Source organism: Streptomyces cinereospinus (assembly GCF_042430725.1).
Classification (GTDB): Bacteria; Actinomycetota; Actinomycetes; order Streptomycetales; family Streptomycetaceae; genus Streptomyces; species Streptomyces cinereospinus.
The window spans coordinates 6,512-21,514 of sequence record NZ_JBHMCY010000080.1; the positions used below are offsets into that span (position 1 = coordinate 6,512).

15 protein-coding genes and 1 pseudogene are annotated in these 15,003 nt (G+C 74.9%); 9 read left to right on the forward strand and 7 right to left on the reverse strand.

The features are described from left to right. Window positions 1-94: 94 nt before the first annotated feature. Entirely contained in the window at window positions 95-529 is a 435-nt protein-coding gene (locus tag ACFF45_RS30025) for a hypothetical protein (protein WP_381349874.1), read from the reverse strand. Between the two features lie 465 nt (window positions 530-994). On the opposite strand from ACFF45_RS30025, the pseudogene ACFF45_RS30030 reads away from it, so the two are divergent. The 3 genes and pseudogenes from ACFF45_RS30030 to ACFF45_RS30040 all read left to right on the forward strand — a co-directional run. Continuing rightward, a pseudogene (locus ACFF45_RS30030) lies at window positions 995-1,355 on the forward strand (histidine ammonia-lyase); the annotation flags it as partial. Further along, on the forward strand, window positions 1,352-2,230 hold the full coding sequence (locus tag ACFF45_RS30035; protein WP_381349875.1) for a MurR/RpiR family transcriptional regulator: 879 nt from the start codon (window positions 1,352-1,354) through the stop codon (window positions 2,228-2,230). The pseudogene ACFF45_RS30030 and the gene ACFF45_RS30035, both read left to right, overlap by 4 nt. Before the next feature lie 170 nt (window positions 2,231-2,400). After that, window positions 2,401-2,985 (forward strand): hypothetical protein, encoded by a 585-nt coding sequence (locus tag ACFF45_RS30040; protein WP_381349876.1) that lies wholly within the window; start codon window positions 2,401-2,403, stop codon window positions 2,983-2,985. Window positions 2,986-2,992: 7 nt separating this feature from the next. Here the strand turns inward: ACFF45_RS30040 and ACFF45_RS30045 are convergent, their stop codons facing one another. From ACFF45_RS30045 to ACFF45_RS30065, 5 genes are all read right to left on the reverse strand, one after another. Then, on the reverse strand, window positions 2,993-3,367 hold the full coding sequence (locus ACFF45_RS30045; protein WP_381349877.1) for a roadblock/LC7 domain-containing protein: 375 nt from the start codon (window positions 3,365-3,367) through the stop codon (window positions 2,993-2,995). Between the two features lie 15 nt (window positions 3,368-3,382). Continuing rightward, complete coding sequence (locus ACFF45_RS30050) at window positions 3,383-3,874, reverse strand: roadblock/LC7 domain-containing protein (RefSeq protein WP_381349879.1); 492 nt, start codon at window positions 3,872-3,874, stop codon at window positions 3,383-3,385. A gap of 67 nt (window positions 3,875-3,941) precedes the next feature. Then, a complete protein-coding gene (locus tag ACFF45_RS30055; protein ID WP_381349880.1) occupies window positions 3,942-4,970 on the reverse strand; it encodes a transcriptional regulator in 1,029 nt (342 codons plus the stop codon). Beyond that, entirely contained in the window at window positions 4,967-5,362 is a 396-nt protein-coding gene (locus ACFF45_RS30060) for a hypothetical protein (protein ID WP_381349882.1), read from the reverse strand. The genes ACFF45_RS30055 and ACFF45_RS30060 overlap by 4 nt, the downstream gene beginning before the upstream one ends. 200 nt (window positions 5,363-5,562) lie before the next feature. Continuing rightward, window positions 5,563-6,951: a type III PLP-dependent enzyme domain-containing protein gene (locus ACFF45_RS30065; protein WP_381349883.1), complete on the reverse strand. Its 1,389-nt coding sequence runs from the start codon at window positions 6,949-6,951 to the stop codon at window positions 5,563-5,565. 171 nt (window positions 6,952-7,122) lie between these two features. Between ACFF45_RS30065 and hutU the strand changes: the two genes are divergently transcribed. From hutU to hutI, 4 genes are read left to right on the forward strand one after another with little or no spacing between them, the layout of a single operon-like run. Further along, a complete protein-coding gene (hutU, locus tag ACFF45_RS30070; RefSeq protein ID WP_381349885.1) occupies window positions 7,123-8,787 on the forward strand; it encodes a urocanate hydratase in 1,665 nt (554 codons plus the stop codon). After that, window positions 8,784-10,001 carry an allantoate amidohydrolase gene (locus ACFF45_RS30075; protein ID WP_381349886.1) on the forward strand — a complete coding sequence of 406 codons (1,218 nt, stop codon included), beginning with the start codon at window positions 8,784-8,786 and terminating at the stop codon, window positions 9,999-10,001. Before hutU ends, ACFF45_RS30075 begins: the two co-directional genes overlap by 4 nt. Next, on the forward strand, window positions 9,998-11,332 hold the full coding sequence (locus ACFF45_RS30080) for a formimidoylglutamate deiminase (protein ID WP_381349887.1): 1,335 nt from the start codon (window positions 9,998-10,000) through the stop codon (window positions 11,330-11,332). Before ACFF45_RS30075 ends, ACFF45_RS30080 begins: the two co-directional genes overlap by 4 nt. A gap of 32 nt (window positions 11,333-11,364) precedes the next feature. Next, window positions 11,365-12,555, forward strand: a complete 1,191-nt coding sequence (hutI, locus tag ACFF45_RS30085; RefSeq protein WP_381349888.1) for an imidazolonepropionase — start codon at window positions 11,365-11,367, stop codon at window positions 12,553-12,555. Between the two features lie 123 nt (window positions 12,556-12,678). Here the strand turns inward: hutI and ACFF45_RS30090 are convergent, their stop codons facing one another. After that, on the reverse strand, window positions 12,679-13,638 hold the full coding sequence (locus ACFF45_RS30090) for an RNA polymerase sigma factor SigF (protein WP_381349889.1): 960 nt from the start codon (window positions 13,636-13,638) through the stop codon (window positions 12,679-12,681). A 238-nt stretch (window positions 13,639-13,876) separates the two neighbouring features. On the opposite strand from ACFF45_RS30090, the gene ACFF45_RS30095 reads away from it, so the two are divergent. Together ACFF45_RS30095 and ACFF45_RS30100 are read left to right on the forward strand one after the other, a co-directional pair. Continuing rightward, window positions 13,877-14,260 carry an STAS domain-containing protein gene (locus ACFF45_RS30095; RefSeq protein WP_381349890.1) on the forward strand — a complete coding sequence of 128 codons (384 nt, stop codon included), beginning with the start codon at window positions 13,877-13,879 and terminating at the stop codon, window positions 14,258-14,260. A 174-nt stretch (window positions 14,261-14,434) separates the two neighbouring features. Continuing rightward, window positions 14,435-15,001, forward strand: coding sequence for an ATP-binding protein (locus tag ACFF45_RS30100; protein ID WP_381349891.1), 567 nt, complete (start codon window positions 14,435-14,437; stop codon window positions 14,999-15,001). The last annotated feature ends 2 nt before the right edge of the window (window positions 15,002-15,003 follow it).

Consider the following 15,003-nt stretch of genomic DNA (forward strand, 5'->3'; position numbering starts at 1 on the left):
CCTCCTGGTCGCCGTCCCGGCGCGGCGATCAGTCCTCCTGGTCGCCGTCCCGGCGCGGCGATCAGTCCTCCTGGTCGCCGTCCCGGCGCGGCGGTCAGTCCTCCCAGTCGCCGTCCTGGCGCGGCGTGCGGCGCCGGCCGAACAGGCCGGGGTTGACGCGGGCCGCCTGGAAGACGTTGACGCCGACGATCCCGGCCCAGGCGACCAGCAGGCCGGGCAGCTGGGCGATGCCGCCGCCGATCGCGGAGAGCGGCACCGCCAGCACCAGCGAGACGATGCCGAACCCGAAGCGCTCGCCCCAGGAGTCGGTCGGCTTCGGTGACCGCGCGTCCCGCGCCACCACCATCTGCTGCTCGGCCAGCTGCCGCCGCACCCGGCGCTCCACGGCCCCGTCGATGCGCTGGTCGACCTTCTCCAGGAACGACTCGACCAGTGCGGACTCGTACTCCTCGCCCAGCTCCCCGCGCGCCCGCAGGGTGGCGTCGAGTTCCCTCTTCAGTTCGGTGTCCCGCGCGTCCGTCCCACTCATGCGCATCACGGTAGGGAGCGCGGACGGGCGCCCGCACTGGGGCTAGCCCCCCAGTCGGGCGGGGGAGTCCCGGGCGGCCGGGACGATCCCGCTTGCCTGGTCTGCATATGGTCATGCAGAGTTGGCGATGACTGAATAGCTGGGTGTGTCTCCCGGTCGACGCAAGGAGGGCCGGCGCGTGGGATCGTCCCGGACCGTCGTCCTCGACGGCCGCGGCTTCCCGGTCCCGGACGTGGTCCGGCCGGCCGTTGGCACCGCCCGGCCGGTGCCGGGGACGGAGGCGAGGAAGCGTGCCGGGGAATCCTGGGACGCCGCCCGTCCGATCGCCGCCACCGGACGCGTCCACGGCCGCTCCACCGGGGCCGGCGCCGACCGCGACGCCGGGGTGCCCACCGAGCCCGCCGCCTGCGGGGTGACGACGCCGGAGTACGCCGCCGGGGCCGGCGCCCGCACGGGGCGGGGGCGGCGGCGCAAGCCGCCCCCGGCGATCCGCGGGCCCGCCGCGCGCCCGCGTCGCCCGGCCACGCCGTGCTCTCCCGGCGCTTGGGGGAACAGGCCGGCTGCACCTCGCTCGCCGCCCGCCGGACAGTGCGCGCGTGCGGCGCGTACCGTCTCGTCGTGGGCCGCGAACTCGTTGCCGCGGTACGGGCCCCGCGCCGGCGCGGCCCGCGGCCCGCGCCGGAGCGGCCGGGCGGACCGGGCGCCGGCGCTCGCCGAGTCGGTCCCGGACGCCGGCCCGGCCGGCCGGCCGCTCACGCGGGACGTCACGGCGGCGGCCGCACTGCCCGGCCGGTTCACGGACATCTGGAGGGGGAGCACGTCATGAGCGGGGAGCAGGTCATGGACGGGAACACGAACACGGGTGTGCCGGACAGCCCGGCCGCCCGGCTGCAGGCGCTCTTCGAGGGGCACCGGCTGACGCCGACCCAGCGGCGCATCGCGCACAGCATGGTGCGGCGCGCCGCCGACGTGCCGTTCCTGTCCAGCGTCGAACTGGCCGAACTGGCCGGGGTCAGCCAGCCGTCCGTCACCCGCTTCGCGGTCGCCCTCGGCTTCGACGGCTACCCCGCCCTGCGCCGGCACCTGCGCGAGGTCGCGCCCGTCGAACAGCGCGCGGGCACCGCGTCGTACAACGAGTACCAGCAGGCCGTCGAGGCCGAGATCGCCAATCTGAGGCACCTGTCCGAACTGCTCGCCGACCCGCGGCCGGTGCACGAGGCGGGCCGGCTGCTGGCCGCCTCGCGTCCGCTGCCGGTGCTGGGCCTGCGGGCGGCGGCCGCCCAGGCGTACGGCTTCGCCTACTTCGCCGCCAAGGTCCATCCGGACGTACGGCTGCTCGACGAGGGCGGCACGATGGTCCACGACCGGATCGACGGGGCCGAGCGGGCGGGTGCCTCGGCGCTGCTGTGCTTCGCGCTGCCCCGGCACCCGCGGGAGGTCGTGGACACCCTGGCGTACGCCAAGGAGGCCGGACTGACGGTGGTGACCGTCGCCGACTCGGCCTTCGCGCCGGTCGCCAAGGTGTCCGACCTGCTGCTGCCCGCCGCCGTCGGCACCGGGCTCGCCTTCGACACGGCGTGCGCGCCGATGCTGCTGGGGCGGATGCTGCTGGAGGCGATGTGCGACGACCTGCCGCAGGCCCAGGCGCGGCTGGAGGAGTTCGACGCGCGGGCGGCGGCCCGGGGGCTGTTCGTGGAGTGATCCGGCCGGCGGGCCGCGGCCCTGGACCCGCCCCGTCAGGGACCCGCCCCGTTCTCGGCCCGCCGCCCGCCCTTCTTCTCAGACTCGTCTCACGTTGTCTCGCTAGCGTGGGTCCTCTCGGACCTGAGACTTCCTCAGGTACCGGCGGAACACGGGACGGGAGGCTGAACGTGACGCGCGGAGGACAGGGGCTGGCTCGGGTGGCCTGCGTCGTACGGGCCGGGGCCGCACCACTGTGGTGGCTGGGCGTGTGCGCGGCCGGCATCGGGCTGCTGGTGCCGGGAGTGACGGGGCGCCGGATCGGTGTCATGGCCGGGGCGGCGCTGTTCGTCCTGGCGGCGGCCGTCGTGGCGTACGCGCGGCGCGGACGGTACGCCGCCCTGGCCCGCGGTGCCGTCCGGGCCGCCAGGCAGGACGTGCTCCAGGACCGGGCCGTGACCGTGCGCACCTGGCGGCGCGGGCACCGCTGGTGGCTGCTGCTCGCCTTCCTGGCCGCGGTGGGCGGCTCGTTCGCGGTGCCGGCCGCGGGCGGCATGCTGCTCGCCGGGGCTGGGGTGGGGCTGTGGCTGAAGGCGGCGTGGCTCGGGCGGCGCGAGCGGGTCGGGGAGGCGCTGCTGTGGGTGCGCGTCGACTGGCTGGGCGCCGCCGGGGGCCGCCCGGCCGGCAAGGCCGTGAAGGCCTTCCGCAGCACGGGCGTCGCGGCGGGCGACGCGGCTCCGGGCGGTTCCCGTCGCCGCACCGCCGCGTTGGTGTGACGGTGACTCAGACCTCCAGCTCCTCCTCGATCCGGCGCAGCTGGTGCCGGGCCATCGCGAGGTTGGCGCGCTTGGCGTCGAGGGCGAGGTAGAGGAAGAGCCCGTTGCCGCCGCGGCCGCTGAGCAGGCGGATCAGGTGGTACTGGTCCGTCAGCGTGATCAGGATGTCCTCGATCTGGCCCTTGAGCCCGAGGTGCTCCATCGTGCGCATCTTGGCGCGGACCACGTCGGTGTTGCCGGCGGCGGCGACGTTCAGGTCGAAGGCCTTGCTGCCGCCCAGCGTGCCCAGCGCCATGCCGGTGGTGTAGTCGACGAGGGCGGCCCCGGTGGCGCCCTCGATCGAGGCGAGTGCTTCCTTCAGGGCGGTCTCGGTGTTGGCCATGGTGGTGGGTTCCTCTCAGCTTTCCGTGGTGGTGGTGCTCGTGGGGGTGCGGGGAGTCCGGCGGACCAGCTTCTGGCGGGCGGCGGGGGCCGCCTCGGGGGGTGCGGGCGGTACCGGTGGGGCGGGCGGGGCCGGGGGCGGGCTGTCGACCAGTTCGCCGATGCGGGCGCCGGTGCGGCGGCCCTCCAGGTGCAGCCGGCCGACGTTGACGCGGTCCTCGGCGAGCAGCGTCAGGACGGCCGTGTCGCCCGCGGCGTACGTCGCCACGTAGCCGCGCACGCCGCGGACCAGCACCTCCCGCAGCTCGCCCCGGCCGGTCGCGTCCGTCACCCGTACCGCGACGCCCAGCGCGGCGGCGGTGAGCGCGGCCAGGCCCGCCGGCTCGACGCCGGGTGTGTCGTGGGCGATGACCAGGCCGTCCACGCTCGCGGCGAGGGCACCGGTGAGCTGGGGGACGCGGGCTCTGAGCCGGTGCAGTTCGTCGAGGATCGGGGGTTCCACCGCCATCAGGGCTCTCCTCTCGGCGGACGGTCGAGGCGGTTGTCGCGGGGCGGGCTGCCGCGGCGGCAGCCGCTCAAAGGGCCTCCAGCGCATCCCTGACCCTCTTCAGCAGTGCGATGTCGGGGTGCGAGGCGGGGTAGGGGCCGCCGGGGACGCCGAGCGGTGCGGGGACGCCGGCGGGGGCGTCGGCGTGGGCCCGGGCGTGGGTGTCGGCGGGATCCGCGGCGGGGGGAGCCACGGGGGCGGGAGCCATGGAGGCGGGGTCCGCGAGGGTGGGATCCGCGCGGGCGGGACCGAGGGGGGTGGGACCCGCGGCGGGGTCTCCGGGCGCGGTGGGGGAGCCGTGACCGGGCGCCGGGTGCGCGGGCCGGGAGTCACCGGGGAGGGCCGGCCGGGGCGCCACCAGGCCGGCCGCCGCCAGGCGGCGCAGGGACACCAGCGTGTGGAAGGCCGGCCTGCCCAGCTCACGGGCGATGTCCGTGGCCGTGCGCAGTCCGTCCACCCGGGCCAGCACCGCGCCCTGCCGGGGCGCGACCGCCGGGGCGGCGGCGGTGCCGAGCCGTTCCAGCGGCGCGCTGTCGGTCGCCGGGTCCGGCCAGATGCGGTGCAGCAGGGCCCGGCGACGGAGCGTCTCGTGCTCGACGGCGCCGGCCGGGACCGGGTGCACGGAACCGAGCCAGTGCCTGGCGCCGTACCGGAAGCTCCCCGGCACGCCGCTCGGCGCGAGCGCGAAGTAGGCGGCGTCGTACAGCGCGCTCAGGTGGCACAGCTCCAGCGCGCCCGGGGCGAGCCGCCCCCGGTCCAGGAGCAGCCGGTCGGCGGTGTCCGGCTCGCCCGCCCGCTCGACGGCGTCCCGCCAGGCCCCGGCGTCGAGCGTGCCGTGGGCCGTCAGCAGCACGTCCAGGCCCGGCGCGAGCGGGCTCTCGGCGTGCACGACCCGGCCCTCGGCGAGGTACAGCGTGCCGGTCGCGCGGACCAGGACCCCGGTGGCGCGCTCGGCGGCGAGCCGGGTGAGCATCGGGGAGACGCCATCGGTCCGGTGCCGGGCCGTCCTGTCCCGTACCGGCAGTCCGGGGGGCGGAGTGGTGCCGACCACGGTCATCCCAGCACCAGCCGTCCGGCCATCTCGCCCAGCCGGATCCGGGCCAGCGCGAGGTTGCCGTCCGCCCGGGCCAGCCACAGGTGCAGGAAGACACTGCTGTCGAACGACGTCCGCACGAACCGCAGCACGTGGTAGCTGTCCCGGTTGCTGAGGATCAGGTCCTCGACCGGCGGATCGGCGTCCTGCGCCCCGGTCCCGCCGGGAGCGAACGTCCGCTGCTCGGCGGCGAGCCGGGCCAGTTCCGCGGCCTCGGCGGCCGCCGCCTCGTGGTCGCCGCCCGGCGGCTCGCCCACGGTGCCCAGGGCCAGTCCGCTCGTCCAGTCGACCAGTGCGGCTCCCCGCGCTCCGGGCAGCCGCATGGCCTCCAGCAAGCACTCGTCGATTCCGGGCACCCTGGACTCCCCTCCTGCCTGGGTTCGGCTGAGTGACCCAGAGACTACGCAACGTGTGTGCGGCGGGTGAGGGTTCTGGCATTTTCCGGTGGAACATGCGGCGGGTGGCTAAGGTGGGTCAACTGACCGCTTCGTCAAGCGAGTTGATCACTTTCCGGTGCCCGCCCGGCCGCCTCGGCCGGCCGTCGCCCACTCGCCGGTCAGGCCTCGGGGAGCGCGGTCAGCGCGCCCGCGTGCGCCCCGCCCGACTCGGCCACGATCTCGTCGAGCCGCTGCGGCGGGCGGACGGTCGCGAAGGCCACGCCCCCCGCGCCGTCCGGGACGAAGCCGTGGACGCCCGGCCGGGCGAGGGAGTTGTAGGCGTAGTGGTGGGCGAAGTAGTAGGCGCCCGTGTCCAGCGCCGCCGCGTAGTCCCCCTGCTCCAGCAGCGGCAGCTCGCGCCCCTCGGCCAGGAGGTCGCCCGCGAAGCACGCCGGTCCCGCCACGTCCTGCACCACCGCGGGCCCCTCCTTCGGCCGCCCCGTGCCGTCGTAGGCGGCGATCCGCAGCGGCCACGACCCCGGCGCGTACACCGTCCGCGTCGCCACCTGCACGCCGGCGTGCGTGACCGCCACCGGCCGCCCGCCGGCGCTCTTGGCGTACTCCACCCGGGCCACCACCGTCCCGTGCTTGGCCAGCAGCGACCGCCCGAACTCGGTGACCAGCCCGTACCGCCCGTCGAACAGCCCCGGTACGGTCTCCTTCAGCATCCGCGCGTACTGCGCGTACGTCGGTGTCGTGGCCTCCGAGGCGAAGTTCACCGGCAGCCCGCCGCCGATGTCGACCGTGTCGACCTGCGGCCGCCCGATCCGCCGGTTGATCTCCTCCGCGAGCGCGTACGCCGCCGCCACGCCGTCGGTCATCCGCGACAGCGGGACGCCCTGCGACCCCGTGTGCGCGTGCAGCCGCGTCAGCCAGGGACGTTCGGCGTACGCCCGTATCACCCACTCGCGCGCCCCGTCGTCGCGCAGCGCCACGCCGAACTTCGAGGTCGCCGTGGCGGTGGACAGCGCCTCGATGGACCCGCCGCCGACCTGCGGATTGACGCGGAGCCCGAGGGGTGAGCGGCTCGGCGCGGAGCGCATGAGGGCGTCGATGCGGGCGAGCTCCTGCGGGTTGTCCGCGTTGACCGCGATCCCCAGCGCCAGCGCCTCCCGCAGCTCCGCCGGCGTCTTCGCGGGCGAGTCCAGCACCGTCCGCTCCGGCGCCACCCCGGCCGCCCGGGCCAGCGCCAGCTCGCCCGGGCTCGCCACCTCCGCGCCGATGCCCGCGTCGCGCAGCAGCCGCACCACCGGGACCAGGGGGGTCGCCTTCACCGCGAAGGCGTGCAGCACGGGGGTGCCGGGTGCCACCACCGCGTCGAACGCCGCGCGCAGCTCCGCCGCGGACTCCCGGATGCCGGTGACGTCGAGCAGTCCGGCGATGGGGGCGTCCGGTCCCAGCAGCCCTTGCTCCACGGCGGCCCGCACCGCCCGGTCGCGCCGCGCCGACCGCGCCGCGCCCCCCGTACGGCCTTCCCGGCCTTCCCGCCCGCTCGGCCTGTCGTGCATCTCGTCCCCCGTCCTGTCGCCGCCCGAGTCCATGGATCCAGCCAAACACCTCCGGCCGTGCCACGTCGGCGCATCCTCTTGTTGACTAGCTCTATTCATGTCGCCAGGATGTGAATAGTCGCAGCAGTGTGCCGCCGGGAGTTCCGAGAGAGCAGTCGCAGGAGGCAGACCATGTCAGGACCCCGCTCCGTACGAGCGCCGCGCGGCACCCGGCCGAGCGCCCTGGGCTGGCCGCAGGAGGCCGCCCTGCGGATGCTGCAGAACAACCTCGACCCCGAGGTCGCCGAACACCCCGACCAGCTCGTCGTCTACGGCGGCACGGGCAAGGCGGCGCGGGACTGGCGGTCCTTCGACGCGATGGTGCGCACGCTGCGGAAGCTGAAGCAGGACGAGACGATGCTGGTCCAGTCCGGCCGCCCGGTCGGGGTGATGCAGACCCACGAGTGGGCGCCGCGCGTCCTCATCGCCAACTCCCACCTCGTCGGCGACTGGGCCACCTGGGAGGAGTTCCGCCGCCTGGAGGCCCTCGGCCTGACCATGTACGGGCAGATGACCGCCGGGTCCTGGATCTACATCGGCACCCAGGGCATCCTCCAGGGCACCTACGAGACCTTCGCCGCCGTCGCCGCGAAGCGGTTCGGCGGTTCGCTGGCCGGGACGATCACCCTGACGGCCGGGCTCGGCGGGATGGGCGGCGCCCAGCCGCTCGCCGTCACCATGAACGGCGGCGTGGCGATCTGCGTCGACTGCGACCCGCGAGCCGTCGAACGCCGCATCGAGCACCGCTACCTCGACGTCCGGGCCGACTCCCTCGACCACGCCCTCCGGCTCGCCACCGAGGCCCGCGACGCGCGCCGCCCGCTGTCCGTCGGCGTCCTCGGCAACGCCGCCGAACTCGTCCCGCGGCTGCACGCCCTGGGCGCACCCGTCGACATCGTCACCGACCAGACCTCGGCGCACGACCCGCTGGCGTACCTGCCGCTCGGCGTCGCCTTCGACGAGATGGCGTCCTGCGCCGCCGAGGACCCGGCGGACTTCACCACCCGGGCGCGCGAGTCGATGGCCCGGCACGTCGAGGCCATGGTGGGCTTCCTGGACGCCGGCGCCGAGGTGTTCGACTACGGCAACTCCCTCCGCGGCGAGGCCCGGCTCGCCGGATACGACCGGGCGTTCGCCTTCCCGGGCTTCGTCCCCGCCTACATCCGTCCGCTGTTCTGCGAGGGCAAGGGCCCCTTCCGCTGGGTCGCGCTGTCCGGCGACCCCGCCGACATCGCCCGCACGGACCGGGCCGTGCTCGACCTGTTCCCCGAGAACGAGTCGCTGGCCCGCTGGATCCGCATGGCCGGGGAGCGGGTGCGCTTCCAGGGCCTGCCCGCCCGCATCTGCTGGCTCGGGTACGGCGAGCGGGACCGGGCCGGCGAGCGGTTCAACGACATGGTCGCGAGCGGCGAGCTGAGCGCGCCGGTCGTCATCGGGCGCGACCACCTCGACTGCGGCTCCGTGGCCTCCCCCTACCGGGAGACCGAGGCCATGCTCGACGGCTCCGACGCGATCGCCGACTGGCCGCTGCTGAACGCCATGGTGAACGTGGCCTCCGGCGCGTCCTGGGTCTCCGTGCACCACGGCGGCGGCGTCGGCATCGGCCGGTCGATCCACGCCGGTCAGGTGACGGTGGCCGACGGCACCGCGCCGGCCGGGGAGAAGATCCGGCGCGTGCTGACCAACGACCCCGGGATGGGCGTCATCCGGCACGTCGACGCGGGCTACGACATCGCCGAGTCGGTGGCCGCCGAGCGGGGCGTGCGGGTGCCGATGCGTGAGGGTGACCAGGCGTGAGCTTCCACAGCATGTGGGCGGAGCTGCTGCCGATCGGGCGCAGCCCCGCCTCCGGCGGCTACCGCCGCTTCGCCTGGACGGCGGCCGACGCCGAGTGCCGGGACTGGTTCCGCGCCCAGGCCGAGGCCCGCGGACTCGCCTACGAGCTGGACCGCAACGGCAACCAGTGGGCCTGGCTCGGGGACCCCGCCCAGGGGGACGCCGTCGTCACCGGCTCGCATCTGGACTCGGTGCCCGACGGCGGGGCCTTCGACGGCCCGCTGGGGGTCGTGTCGTCCTTCGCCGCGCTGGACGAACTGCGCGACCGCGGCGCGCGCTTCGGCAGGCCCCTCGCCGTCGTCAACTTCGGCGACGAGGAGGGCGCCCGCTTCGGGCTCGCCTGCGTCGGCTCCCGGCTCGCCGCCGGGCAGCTCACCGTCGAGCAGGCGCACCGGCTGACCGACGCCGACGGCGTCACGCTGCCGCAGGCCATGGCGGCCGCCGGACACGACCCCGACGCCATCGGACCCGACCCCGAGCGGCTCGCCCGGATCGGCGCCTTCGTCGAACTGCACGTCGAACAGGGCCGCGCCCTGGACCTGTCCGGCGACCGGGTGGGCGTCGCCGGCGCCACCTGGCCGCACGGGCGGTGGCGGTTCGACTTCCGGGGCGAGGCCAACCACGCCGGCACCACCCGGCTCGACGACCGGCGGGACCCCATGCTGCCGTACGCCGCGACCGTCCTCGCCGCGCGCCGCGAGGCCCGGCTCGCGCAGGCCGTCGCCACCTTCGGCAAGGTGGCCGTCGAACCCAACGGCGTCAACGCCGTCCCGTCCCTGGTGCGCGGCTGGCTCGACTCCCGCGCCGCCGACCAGCGGTCCCTGGACGCCGTCGTCACCGGGATCGAGCAGGCGGCCCGCGAGCACGCCGCCGCGCACGGCGTCGGCCTCGACGTGGTGCGGGAGTCGTTCACACCGGTCGTCGAGTTCGACCACGCCCTGCGCGACGAACTCGTCCGGATCCTGGGCGGGGACACCGGCCTCGCGGTCCCCGTCCTGGGCACCGGCGCCGGACACGACGCCGGGATCCTGTCCGGGACCGTCCCGACCGCCATGCTGTTCGTGCGCAACCCCACCGGCGTCTCGCACTCCCCGGCCGAGTTCGCAGCCGAGGACGACTGCGTGGCCGGTGTGAGCGCACTCGCCGACGCACTGGAAGGACTGGCCCGCGCGTGACACGGACGTACTGGCTGGAGTACGCCTGGCTCGGAGACCGCGTCGAGCCGGGAGCCGCCGTCGACACGCAGGACGGCCGGATCACCGCCGTCCACCCGGGCACCGGCGGTCCGCCCGCGGGCGCCGAGATCCTCCGCGGCCTCACCCTCCCCGGCCTCGCCAACGCCCACAGCCACGCCTTCCACCGCGCCCTGCGCGGCACCGTCCAGGTCGGCTCGGGCACCTTCTGGACCTGGCGCGAGGTCATGTACGCCACCGCCGACCGGCTCACCCCGGACACCTACCACGCGCTGGCCAGGGCCGCCTACGCCGAGATGGCGCTCGCCGGCATCACCGCCGTGGGCGAGTTCCACTACGTGCACCACGCCCGCGGCGGCACCCCCTACGCCGACCCCAACGCCATGGGCGAGGCCCTGGTCGCGGCGGCCGCCGACGCCGGGATCCGCATCACCCTCCTCGACACCTGCTACCTCTCCTCCGGCTTCGGCCGGCCGCCCAACGCCCACCAGCTCCGCTTCTCCGACCGGACGGCCGAGCAGTGGGCCGAACGCTGCGCGGTTCTCCAGGAACGGGATCACGCACGGATCGGCGCGGCGATCCACTCCGTGCGGGCCGTGCCCGCCGACCAACTGGCGACCGTGGCGCGGTGGGCCGAGGAGCGGCGGGCCCCGCTGCACGTGCACCTGTCGGAGCAGGCCGCCGAGAACGACGCCTGCCGGCGGGCGCACGGCCGCACCCCCGCCCGGCTCCTCGCCGACCACGGGGTCCTCGGCCCCCGCACCACCGGCGTGCACAACACCCATCTCACCGACGAGGACATCGCCCTGATCGGCCGCAGCGGCACCGGCACCTGCGTGTGCCCGACGACGGAACGGGACCTCGCCGACGGCATCGGCCCGGCCGCCGCGCTCCGGCGAGCGGGCTCCCCCCTCTCCCTCGGCTCCGACAGCCACGCCGTCGTCGACCTGCTCGAAGAGGCCCGCGCGATGGAGCTGAACGAGCGGCTGCGCACCCGCACCCGCGGCCACTGGACGGCCGCCGCCCTGCTGCGGGCCGCCACGGCGGACGGGCACGCCGCGCTCGGCTGGCCGGAGGCGGGCACCCTGGAGCCCGGCGCGCTCGCCGACTTCACGACCATCGCGCTCGACTCGGTCAGAACGGCGGGGCCGCTGCCCCGGTTCGGTGCCGAGACGGCCGTCTTCGCCGCGACGGCAGCGGACGTGCGCCATACGGTCGTCGGCGGGCGGCACGTCGTACGCGACGGGGCGCACACGCTCGTACCCGATGTGCCGCAGGCACTCGCGCAAGCCGTCGGCGCCCTGCGGGCCTGACGACCGCCGGCCCCAGCCCCCGTGAGGACGCCATGAGCAGCACCAGCGCCACCACCACTACCGCCATCGTCGGCATCGCCGCACTGGTCACCAACGACCCCTCCCTCGGTGACGCGTCCCCCCTGGGCCTGATCCGGGACGCGGCCGTCGTCATCGAGGGCGACCGCGTCGCGTGGACCGGTGAGTCGAGCAAAGCACCCGCCACTGACAACCGGGTCGACGCCGGCGGCCGTGCGGTGGTCCCGGGCTTCGTGGACTCCCACTCCCACCTGGTCTTCGCGGGCGACCGGACCGAGGAGTTCACCGCCCGTGTGTCGGGCCGGGCCTACAGCGCGGGCGGCATCCGCACCACGGTCGCCGCCACCCGCACCGCGACGGACGGCGAGCTGGAGGCGAACCTCACCCGCTACCTGGCCGAGGCCCTCCGCCAGGGGACCACGACCGTCGAGACCAAGTCCGGCTACGGCCTCACCGTCCGGGACGAGGCGCGGGCGCTGCGTGTCGCCGCCGCCCACACCGACGAGGTGACCTACCTCGGCGCCCACATCGTCCCGCCCGACCACGCCGAGGACCCGGCGGCGTACGTCGCCCTGGTCACCGGCGAGATGCTGGACGCCTGCGCGCCGTACGCCCGGTGGGTCGACGTCTTCTGCGAACAGGGCGCCTTCGACGGCGACCAGGCCCGCGCCGTCCTCACCGCCGGCCGGGCCCGGGGCCTGCACCCGCGCGTCCACGCCAACCAGCTGACGTACGGTCCCGGCGTGCAGCTCGCCGTCGAGCTGGACGCGGCCTCCGCCGACCACTGCACCCACCTGACGGACCAGGACGTCGACGCGCTGGCCGACAGCGCCACCGTCGCCACCCTGCTGCCCGGCGCCGAGTTCTCCACCCGCGCCGCCTGGCCGGACGCCCGCCGCCTGCTCGACGCGGGCGTCACCGTGGCCCTGGCGACGGACTGCAACCCCGGCTCGTCCTTCACCTCGTCCGTGCCGTTCTGCATCGCGCTCGCCGTACGGGACATGGGCATGACCCCCGACGAGGCGCTCTGGTCCGCCACCGCGGGCGGCGCCCGCGCGCTGCGCCGCGACGACGTCGGACGGCTGAGCCCCGGAGCCCGCGCCGACCTGGCCCTGCTGGACGCCCCCAGCCACGTCCACCTCGCCTACCGGCCGGGCGTGCCCCTGGTGTCGCAGGTGTGGCGGCGCGGCGTCCGCGTGGCCTGACCCCCGCTCAGTCCGCCCGGCGCCGCACCGCGTCGCACGGCGGCACGGCGTACCCGCGAACGGCTCGTCCGGCGCCCGCGAGGGCGCCGGACGAGAAGCCTGTGGGGCGGCCGGGGGCCGGTGTCACTCCTCGACCGTGAGCCCCTTGCGCAGCCGTCCCAGGGTCCGCGACAGCAGCCGCGACACGTGCATCTGCGAGATGCCCAGCTCCTCGCCGATCTCCGACTGGGTCATGTTGGCGACGAAGCGCAGGGACAGGATCCTCTTGTCGCGGTGCGGCAGTTCGGCGATCAGGGGTTTGAGGGACTCGACGTACTCGATGCCCTCCAGCCCGTGGTCCTCGTAGCCGATCCGGTCCGCGAGCGTGCTCTCGCCGTCGTCCTCCTCGGGCTGCGCGTCCAGCGAGGAGGCGGTGTAGGCGTTGGACGCCGCCATGCCCTCGACCACCTCGTCGTGGGAGAGCCCGAGCCGCTCCGCCAGCTCCGCCACCGTGGGCGCGCGGTCCAGCTGCTGGGCCAGTTCGTCGCCCGCCCTGGCCAGGTCGAGCCGGAGTTCCTGCAACCGGCGCGGGACGCGCACGGACCACGAGGTGTCGCGGAAGAAACGCTTGATCTCGCCGATGATGGTTGGCATGGCGAAGGTGGGGAACTCGACGCCGCGGCTGAGTTCGAAGCGGTCGATCGCCTTGATGAGGCCGATGGTCCCGACCTGGATGATGTCCTCCATCGGCTCGCTGCGGGAGCGGAAGCGGGAGGCGGCGAACTTGACCAGGGCGAGGTTGAGTTCGACGAGCGTGTTGCGCACGTAGGAGTACTCGTGCGTGCCTTCCTCGAGCGATTCCAGCCGCTCGAAGAGGGTCTTGGACAGGGCCCGCGCATCCACGGGGCCGACCTCGTCGTACGGGGGGATCTCCGGGAGTCCGGCGAGGACGTCGTCCTGGACGCCGGGGACGTCCGCACGGTCGGCGTGGACGGCGACCGTCCCGCGGTCCGTCGCGAGAGGGCCGGGAAGTTCCGAGGGGGATGTCGACGGCGCCGTCCGGGTATGCGATGCGTCGAGCCGGGGTGACATGATGTCCTCCATCGTTCTCGGCATAAGGCTGCCGAAGCCAGTACGTGCACTGCGGTGTGCGGCGCCTCCGAAGCCGGCCGTGTCGTTTACGTGTCCCTACTAGCCCTACCTGCTTTCCTGAGCCGTCCGCAAGTGCGTTCTGTTCTTATATGTCCGTTTCTGGGCGGATGTTCGGCTGTTGAAGCGCGTGCGGAGGGCGTAGTGTGCGAGGGCGACAACAGCAGCCACGACCTCGGGAGAGAGAGATGGCATGGACCACGGGACGGTCGGCAGCGCACAGTCGGGCCGGCTTCTGGTGGAGGTGCGCGAAGAGGGCTCCAGTGCCGTGGTGACTCCGGCGGGTGAGCTGGACCACCACACCGCGGATCTGTTGCGCGAGCCACTCGACGCATGCTTGGCCAAGGGGTTCAGCCGTTTGGTCGTCGACTGCTCGCGGTTGGAGTTCTGCGACTCGACGGGGCTCAACGTCCTGCTCGGCGCCCGCCTGAAGGCGGAGGAGGCCGGGGGCGGGGTGCACCTCGCGGGAATGCAGCCCGTGGTGGCTCGTGTGTTCGAGATCACAGGGGCCGACGCGGTCTTCACCGTGCACGACACGGTCGAGGCGGCACTGTCCGGCGAGGGCGAGGCCGACTGAGCGTGCCGGGTCGTCCCGAAGTGGGGGGTGTTCCCCCGGATCGGTCGGGCAGGAGACATCCTGAGCATGTCGGCGGCGATCGTGACGGGCGCGCGGACACTGAGTACTGAGCACCGACCATTCGTAATTGAACTTCTCCATCGTGAACTGGTGAATCGGTGAGGTGAAGCGCTGATGAGCACCACCCGGCCCTACTCGCCGGGCGATCGCGGCCCGGAGCCCAGCGGCGCTTCCGGGGCGTCCGAGGGGGGCGTGCCAGGGACCGGGGCGTCCGAGGGGGGCGTGCCAGGGACCGGGGCGTCCGGGGCGGACGCGACCGTGTCCCCGGCGGCGCGTCAGGTCCGCAGGCTGGCCTTCGACGGCGAGAGCGGTGTCGTGCCGCTGGCGCGCGACTTCGCCCGCCAGGCACTGTACGCGTGGGGCTGGTTGCCGGCCGCGACCGCGGACCAGCGGGCGGCCGCCGAGGACGTACTGCTGGTCGTCTCCGAGCTCGTCACCAACGCCTGTCTGCACGCGGAGGGGCCGGACGAGATGCTCATCGCCTGCGACAACAAGGTGATCCGGATCGAGGTCTCGGACCGGGGCACCGGGCAGCCGGCGCCGCGGACCCCGCACCGGGCCGGACGGCCCGGCGGGCACGGGATGTTCATCGTGCAGCGGCTCTGCCTGGACTGGGGGGTCGTCCGGACCCCCGGCGTGGCCGGCAAGAAGGTCTGGGCCGAGCTGGGAGCACCCGCGTAGCG

What these genes read in the sequence shown, in the direction of transcription:
- ACFF45_RS30025 (WP_381349874.1), bottom strand. Translation starts at nt 529, where the DNA reads ATGAGTGGGACGGACGCGCGGGACACCGAACTGAAGAGGGAACTCGAC.
- ACFF45_RS30035 (WP_381349875.1), top strand. Translation starts at nt 1,352, where the DNA reads ATGAGCGGGGAGCAGGTCATGGACGGGAACACGAACACGGGTGTGCCG.
- ACFF45_RS30045 (WP_381349877.1), bottom strand. Translation starts at nt 3,367, where the DNA reads ATGGCCAACACCGAGACCGCCCTGAAGGAAGCACTCGCCTCGATCGAG.
- ACFF45_RS30050 (WP_381349879.1), bottom strand. Translation starts at nt 3,874, where the DNA reads ATGGCGGTGGAACCCCCGATCCTCGACGAACTGCACCGGCTCAGAGCC.
- ACFF45_RS30055 (WP_381349880.1), bottom strand. Translation starts at nt 4,970, where the DNA reads ATGACCGTGGTCGGCACCACTCCGCCCCCCGGACTGCCGGTACGGGAC.
- ACFF45_RS30065 (WP_381349883.1), bottom strand. Translation starts at nt 6,951, where the DNA reads ATGCACGACAGGCCGAGCGGGCGGGAAGGCCGGGAAGGCCGTACGGGG.
- hutU (WP_381349885.1), top strand. Translation starts at nt 7,123, where the DNA reads ATGTCAGGACCCCGCTCCGTACGAGCGCCGCGCGGCACCCGGCCGAGC.
- hutI (WP_381349888.1), top strand. Translation starts at nt 11,365, where the DNA reads ATGAGCAGCACCAGCGCCACCACCACTACCGCCATCGTCGGCATCGCC.
- ACFF45_RS30090 (WP_381349889.1), bottom strand. Translation starts at nt 13,638, where the DNA reads ATGGAGGACATCATGTCACCCCGGCTCGACGCATCGCATACCCGGACG.
- ACFF45_RS30095 (WP_381349890.1), top strand. Translation starts at nt 13,877, where the DNA reads ATGGACCACGGGACGGTCGGCAGCGCACAGTCGGGCCGGCTTCTGGTG.
- ACFF45_RS30100 (WP_381349891.1), top strand. Translation starts at nt 14,435, where the DNA reads ATGAGCACCACCCGGCCCTACTCGCCGGGCGATCGCGGCCCGGAGCCC.